Raw genomic sequence first — 6,638 nt, forward strand, 5'->3', positions numbered from 1 at the left:
CGGCGAGCGGCTGCGCGCCGCCCATTCCGCCGAGGCCCGCAGTCAGCAGCCAGCGGCCGGCGAGGCTGCCGCCATAATGCTGGCGGCCCATTTCGACGAAGGTTTCGTAGGTGCCCTGAACAATGCCCTGGCTGCCGATGTAGATCCAGCTGCCGGCGGTCATCTGGCCGTACATCATCAGGCCCTTTTTATCGAGCTCGTGGAAATGCTCCCAATTCGCCCATTCGGGGACGAGGTTCGAGTTCGCGAGCAGCACGCGCGGCGCATTTTCGTGCGTACGAAACACCCCGACGGGCTTGCCCGACTGGATCAGCAAAGTCTCGTCATTCTCCAGCCGCTTCAGCGTTTCGACGATCCGGTCATAGCTTTCCCAGTCGCGCGCGGCGCGGCCGATGCCGCCATAGACGACGAGCTCGTGCGGCGCCTCGGCGACGTCGGGGTGAAGGTTGTTCATCAGCATCCGCATCGGCGCTTCGGTGAGCCAGCTCTTGGCGCTGATCTCGGTCCCGGTCGCCGGGCGGATCACGCGGCTGTTGTCGAGGCGGGTCATGAATGTCCTTTCGCAAAATCGAGGGTCGCGGCGATCACCTGCTCCAGCACGGGCCGGATCGCAGGGTTCGGGTCGAGAGGTGAGGGCCAGTTGGCGTGGGTGAGTTCGGCGGGCTCGGCCATGTAACCGCGCTGCGCGAGTTCCATCTGGATCGCATGGATGCCGTCATCGGGTCGGCCATAATGACGCGTCGTCCAGCCGCCCTTGAAACGGCCGTTGACGATATGGCTCCTGCCGCTCGCGGCGCAGAAATTCGCGACGATGGTTTCGAGTTCGGGGGCTGAAGTCGCGCCGCCGTTGGTGCCGATGTTGAATTGCGGCAGCTTGCCGTCGAACAGGCGCGGGACATGGCTGCGGATCGAATGGGCGTCATAGAGGACGACCCTGCCGTGCCGCATCTTCAACCGGTCGAGTTCGGCGGAGACGGCCTCGTGATAGGGGCGGTGATAAAGGTGCAGGCGCTGCGTGATCTCCGCCTCGTCGGGCTCGCCGAAGCGATAGAGCGGATCGCCGTCGAAAGTCGTTGTCGGGCACAGCTCGGTCGTCGCCTGCCCCGGGTAGAGCGACGCGCCCGACGGGTCGCGGTTCATGTCGATCACGCTGCGCGAGATATCGGTCGCAACCAGCGTCGCACCCAGATCGGCCGCAAAGGCGTAAAGCTCGGCGATCCACCAGTCGGTGTCGATCTGCGCATGCCAGGGCGAGACGAACTGGTCGTCGAAGCCCGCGAGATCGGTTCCTCCGTGCGGGAAAGCGATGACAAGCGGCGCGTCGCCGCGCTGGACGCGCAGCCAGCTCATGCGACGAGGCCGGGCAATTCCCCGACGAGATCGACCAGCTTGCCGCTGCGCACCATGTCCTGTGCCGCCGCGATGTCGGGCGCCATATGGCGATCCTCGTCGAGCGTCGGCACGGTGGCACGCAGCAGCCCGCGCACACGCTCGATCGCCTCGCTCGATTTCAGCCCGCCATGGAAATCGCACCCCTGCCCTCCGGCGAGCAGTTCTATGCCAAGGATCGCGTCGACATTCGCCGCCATCTCGGACAGCCGCCGCGCGCCATGCGCCGCCATCGACACATGATCCTCCTGGTTCGCCGAGGTCGGGATCGAATCGACGCTCGCCGGATAGGCGCGCTGTTTGTTCTCCGACACCAGCGCCGCCGCCGTCACCTGCGGGATCATGAAGCCCGAATTTAGCCCCGGCCTGGCGACGAGGAAGGCGGGCAATCCCGACAAGGCCGGATCGACGAGCATCGCGGTGCGCCGTTCGGACAGGCTGCCGATCTCGCACAAGGCCATGGCGATCATGTCGGCGGCGAAGGCGACGGGCTCGGCGTGGAAGTTGCCGCCCGAGAGCGCTTCGTCGGTTTCCGGAAAGATCAGCGGATTGTCCGACACGCCATTCGCTTCGACCAGCAGCGTCGTCGCCGCCTGTCGCAACAGGTCGAGCGCCGCGCCCATCACCTGCGGTTGGCAGCGCAGGCAGTAAGGGTCCTGCACGCGGACATCGCCGAGGATATGGCTCGCGCGGATTTCGGAACCTTCCATCAGCGCAGCGAGTGCCGCGGCGGTCTCGATCTGCCCCCTGTGCCCGCGCAGCGCGTGGATGCGCGGGTCAAAGGGGGTGTCCGATCCTTTGGCCGCCTCGGTCGAGAGGATGCCGGTGACGAGCGCGCTGCCATAGAGCCGCTCGGCCTCGAACAGCCCCGCGAGCGCGTAGGCAGTCGAGAACTGCGTGCCGTTGAGCAGCGCCAGCCCTTCCTTCGGGCCGAGCACCAGCGGGTCGAGCCCGGCATCGGCAAGCCCGACAGCGGCGGGAACCTGCGCACCATCGACGAACATCTCGCCCTCGCCGATCATCGCCGCCGCCATATGTGACAGCGGGGCAAGGTCGCCCGAGGCGCCGACCGAGCCCTGCGCGGGGATCACCGGTGTCAGCCCCCGGTCGAGCATCGCTTCGAGCAATTCGATCGTCGCCGGCCGCACCCCCGACGCGCCGCGCGCGAGACTCGCAAGCTTGAGCGCCATCATCAGCCGCGCGACGCGGACGGGCATCGGCGCGCCGACGCCCGCCGCATGGCTCAGCACGATATTGCGCTGGAGCGTTTCGAGGTCGTCGGCCTCGATCCGCACCGCCGCGAGCTTTCCGAAACCGGTGTTGATCCCGTAGACCGCCTCGCCGCGCGCAAGGATGCGCTCGACTGCGGCGGCGCTTTCGGCGATCGCGGCGCGGCATCCGGGCGCCAGCCGCACCGGCGCGCCCGTATAGATCTCGCGCCAGTCGGCGAGGCTGATCGATCCGGGGGTCAGGTGCATATTCCGTCCTTGATGCGCGCATGAAGCGGGTTGAAGCCGATGCGATAGACAAGCTCGGCGGGTTCGGTCGTGTTCCAGATCGCGAGGTCGGCCGCCTTGCCGACCTCGATCGTGCCGACCTCCTCGTGCAGCCCGAGCGCGCGCGCGCCGTTGACGGTCACCGCGCGGAGGCATTCGGTGACCGACAGCCCGAACAGGGTCGCGCCCATGTTGAGCATCAGCAGCAGCGAGGTTGTCGGCGAGGTGCCGGGATTGCAGTCGGTCGCGAGCGCGATCGGCACGCCCGCGTCGCGCAGCGCGGCGACCGGCGGCTTGTGCGTCTCGCGCATGAAATAATAGGCGCCGGGCAGCAGCACCGCGACGGTGCCCGCCCCAGCCATCGCGGCGATATCTTCATTGTCGATATGCTCGAGATGATCGGCCGACAGCGCCCTGTACGAGGCGGCAAGGCTCGCGCCCGCGAGGTGCGACAGTTGCTCGGCATGGAGCTTGACCGGCAGGCCCGCAGCGCGCGCCGCATCGAACACCCGCACGATCTGCTCGGGAGTGAAGCCGATACCTTCGCAAAAGCCGTCGACCGCGTCGGCGAGACCCGCCGCCGCCGGGATGATCTCGCGGCACACCAGCTCGACATAGGCGTCGGCATCGCCCTTATATTCGGGCGGCACGGCATGCGCGGCGAGCAGCGTCGTCGCGACACGCACCGGCCGCGCCTCGCCCAGCGCCCGCGCCGCACGCAACATCTTGATCTCGTCGTCGAGCGTCAGGCCGTATCCCGACTTGATCTCGATCGTCGTCACACCCTCGGCGATCAGCGCATCGAGGCGCGGGAGCGCGCCCGTTACAAGCGCCGCTTCGTCCATTTCGCGCGTCGCGCGCATCGTCGACACGATGCCGCCGCCCGCGCGCGCAATCTCCTCATAGGTCGCACCTTCGAGCCGCATCGCCCATTCGTTCGCGCGGCTGCCGCCGTGGACGAGGTGCGTATGGCAATCGACCAGGCCGGGGGTGATCAGCCGCCCCGCGCAATCGACGACGTCGGCGGCTGCGGGGGCATCGGCGGCGTCGCCGACCCAAGCGATCCGCCCGTTCCGCGCCGCCACCGCGCCATGCTCGACGAGGCCCGGTCCGTCACCGGTCAGCGTCGCGAGTCGGGCATTGGTCCAGAGTCGATCCATAGTTCATTCTTGTCTGCTCGTGACATTATGTCTAGACATAATAATCGAAGTCGAAGGAGCAGGCGATGACATCTTTGTGGTTCGAACGGGCGCTGCTTCCGGGCGGATGGGCGCAGGATGTCCGCGTCACGATCGACGCCGGCCGGATTACCGACGTCGCAGCCGGCGTCGCAGTGCAGCCCCATGACGAACGCCACGCCATCGCCCTGCCCGGCCTCGCGAACCTCCACTGCCATGGCTTCCAGCGCGGCATGGCGGGCCTCTCAGAATTTCGCGGCCGCCCCGATGATGATTTCTGGAGCTGGCGCGAAATCATGTACCGCTTCCTCGACCGGCTGACTCCGGACGACATCGCAGCGATCAACGGCCTCGCCTTTGTTGAAATGATGGAGAGCGGCTTTACCCGCGTCGCCGAATTTCATTACCTCCACAACGACGCCGACGGGCGCCGCTATGCCGACCCCGCCGAAATGGCGGGCGCGATGGTCGCGGCCGCCGACGAGAGCGGCATCGGCCTCACCCTCCTCCCGGTCTTCTACGCCCATGGCGATTTCGGCGGTGCGCCGCCCGCACCCGGCCAGCGGCGTTTCCTGTCCGACGTCGACAGCTTTGCCGCACTCGTCGCCGCGAGCCGCGCGAAATTGCCCGCCGACGCAGGTTTCGGCATCGCGCCGCATTCTCTGCGCGCCGTCACCGCCGAGGAACTCACCGCGATCCTGCCACTTGCCGATGGCGGCCCGGTCCATATCCACGCCGCCGAACAGACGCGCGAGGTCGAGGCCTCGGTCGCCTGGAGTGGGCAGCGCCCGGTCGAATGGCTGCTCGACCACGCCGATGTCGACGCGCGCTGGTGCCTCGTCCACGCGACGCACCTCACCGACGACGAATGCGACCGGCTCGCGGCGAGCGGTGCGGTTGCCGGCCTCTGCCCGGTGACCGAGGCCAATCTGGGCGACGGCATCTTCCCCGCCGCGCGCTACCTCGTCGCGGGCGGTCACATCGGCATCGGCACAGACTCGAACATCCTGATCGATGCTGCCGGCGAACTGCGCGCGCTCGAATATAGCCAGCGCCTGCGCGACCGCCGCCGCGCAATGCTCGGCAGCGACGCCGTGCCGTCGATCGGCGAGCGCCTGTTTCGAGAGGCGCTGGCGGGCGGCGCGCGCGCCACGGCCGCCGGCACCGGCATCGCTATGGGCCAGCCCGCCGATCTGTTCACCCTCGACATCCAGAACACCGCGTTCGCAGGCGCCGATATGCGAACCATCCTCGATCGCTGGGTCTTTGCCGCGCGCGATAAGGCGATCGACTGCGTCTGGCGTGGCGGGCGCAAATGGGTCGCGGGCGGGCGGCATATCGCACGCGACGCCATTGCGGCGCGCTACCGCACCGCGGTGACCGCGCTGCTCGCATGAGTTTCGACGCCCGTATCCGCGCCGCGATCGAGGGCGATATCCGCAGCGGGGCGCTCCGCCCCGGCGACAAGCTGCCGTCCGAGCATGAATTGGCGGCGCAGCACGGATGCGCGCGCGCGACGGTCAGCAAGGCGATGGCGGCGTTGCACCACGCGGGGCTGATCGAGCGGCGCCGCAAGGCGGGATCGTTCGTCGCCGACCAACATGTCCATTCGGCGGTGCTCGAAGTTCCCGACCTCGCCCAGCTTATCGAAGCGCGCGGGCATGTCTATCGCTGGCAGCGGCTGTCGCGCGAGCAGGACGGAGCCGAACTGCATGTCACGGGCCTGCATTATGAGGGCGACACCGCGCTGGCGCTCGAAAGCCGTACAATCGCGGTCGCTACCGTGCCCGACGCGATGGACGAGTCCTTCGATGCCATCGCCCCCGGCACCTGGCTGCTCGCGCATATCCCCTGGACGTCGGCGCGGCATCGTATCCGGGCCGTCGGCGCCAGTGCCGAGGAGGCGCAAGCGCTCGGCATCGTCGAAAACACCGCCTGCCTGATCCTCGAACGCAGCACCTGGCGCGCCGATGCGCCGGTGACCACGGTGCGGCAGGTCTTTCGCGGCGACCTGTTCGACATGGTTGCGCATTTCGAGCCGAGCCCGCGCTAGCGCGCCATCCGCGCTTCCCACGCGAGCATCGTCGCGCGCAGCGCCGCAGCATCGTGCAACGCATTATGCGGCACCGCGCTCGGCACCGACGGGCCGACGATGCCGGGATCGACCAGTTCGAAACGGATACTGCGCACCGGCTTCATATAGCCCGGGCCGGTGATCAACAGCCGCGCCGCGAGCGCGATATCCTCTGGCCAGTCGGCGATCAGATGCGGTGCGGGATCGTTCATCAGATAGGCCGCAAACCGGTCACGAACCGCGTCGCGCGACAGCGGTTCGGCGGCAAGCACGGGCAGCGCATGGATGCGCACCCATTCGGTCGGCTCGTCGATCGCGATCGCTTCATAAAAGGGCGCGCACGCCGCATCCTCGGGCACGAGCGCGATCGAGATCAGCTCGCCGCAAAATCCGTTGAACTCGGTATCGAGAAAATAGCGCATCGCCGCCCCGCTTGCCCATGACGCCCCCGCGCCCCGATCACCCGACCTAGGCGCGCCGCCGAGGCGCGGCGTGAGCGAT

The 6,638-nt window shown here is 68.0% G+C and carries 6 protein-coding genes and 1 pseudogene; 2 read left to right on the forward strand and 5 right to left on the reverse strand.

Annotated features, from left to right (window positions below; translation table 11 throughout):
- From B1A78_RS19560 to hutI, 4 genes and pseudogenes are all read right to left on the reverse strand, one after another.
- Positions 1–550 (reverse strand): annotated as a pseudogene (locus B1A78_RS19560) (urocanate hydratase); the annotation flags it as partial.
- Complete coding sequence (gene hutG, locus B1A78_RS19565) at positions 547–1,350, reverse strand: N-formylglutamate deformylase (RefSeq protein WP_077148562.1); 804 nt, start codon at positions 1,348–1,350, stop codon at positions 547–549. The pseudogene B1A78_RS19560 and the gene hutG, both read right to left, overlap by 4 nt.
- The gene (gene hutH, locus B1A78_RS19570; RefSeq protein WP_077148563.1) at positions 1,347–2,867 is read right to left on the reverse strand and encodes a histidine ammonia-lyase; all 1,521 of its coding nucleotides are present in this window, start codon (positions 2,865–2,867) and stop codon (positions 1,347–1,349) included. Before hutH ends, hutG begins: the two co-directional genes overlap by 4 nt.
- Positions 2,858–4,045, reverse strand: coding sequence for an imidazolonepropionase (hutI, locus tag B1A78_RS19575; protein WP_077148564.1), 1,188 nt, complete (start codon positions 4,043–4,045; stop codon positions 2,858–2,860). The genes hutH and hutI overlap by 10 nt, the downstream gene beginning before the upstream one ends.
- Positions 4,046–4,110: 65 nt before the next feature.
- On the opposite strand from hutI, the gene B1A78_RS19580 reads away from it, so the two are divergent.
- The gene (locus B1A78_RS19580) at positions 4,111–5,460 is read left to right on the forward strand and encodes a formimidoylglutamate deiminase (RefSeq protein ID WP_077148565.1); all 1,350 of its coding nucleotides are present in this window, start codon (positions 4,111–4,113) and stop codon (positions 5,458–5,460) included.
- Positions 5,457–6,116, forward strand: a complete 660-nt coding sequence (locus B1A78_RS19585; RefSeq protein ID WP_077148566.1) for a UTRA domain-containing protein — start codon at positions 5,457–5,459, stop codon at positions 6,114–6,116. Before B1A78_RS19580 ends, B1A78_RS19585 begins: the two co-directional genes overlap by 4 nt.
- On the opposite strand, the gene B1A78_RS19590 is transcribed toward B1A78_RS19585, so the two are convergent.
- The coding region (locus tag B1A78_RS19590) for a hypothetical protein (protein ID WP_306171662.1) at positions 6,113–6,638 on the reverse strand (526 nt) is incomplete at its 5' end. The genes B1A78_RS19585 and B1A78_RS19590 overlap by 4 nt on opposite strands.

It is taken from the genome of Sphingopyxis sp. KK2, from assembly GCF_001990265.1.
GTDB lineage: Bacteria > Pseudomonadota > Alphaproteobacteria > Sphingomonadales > Sphingomonadaceae > Sphingopyxis.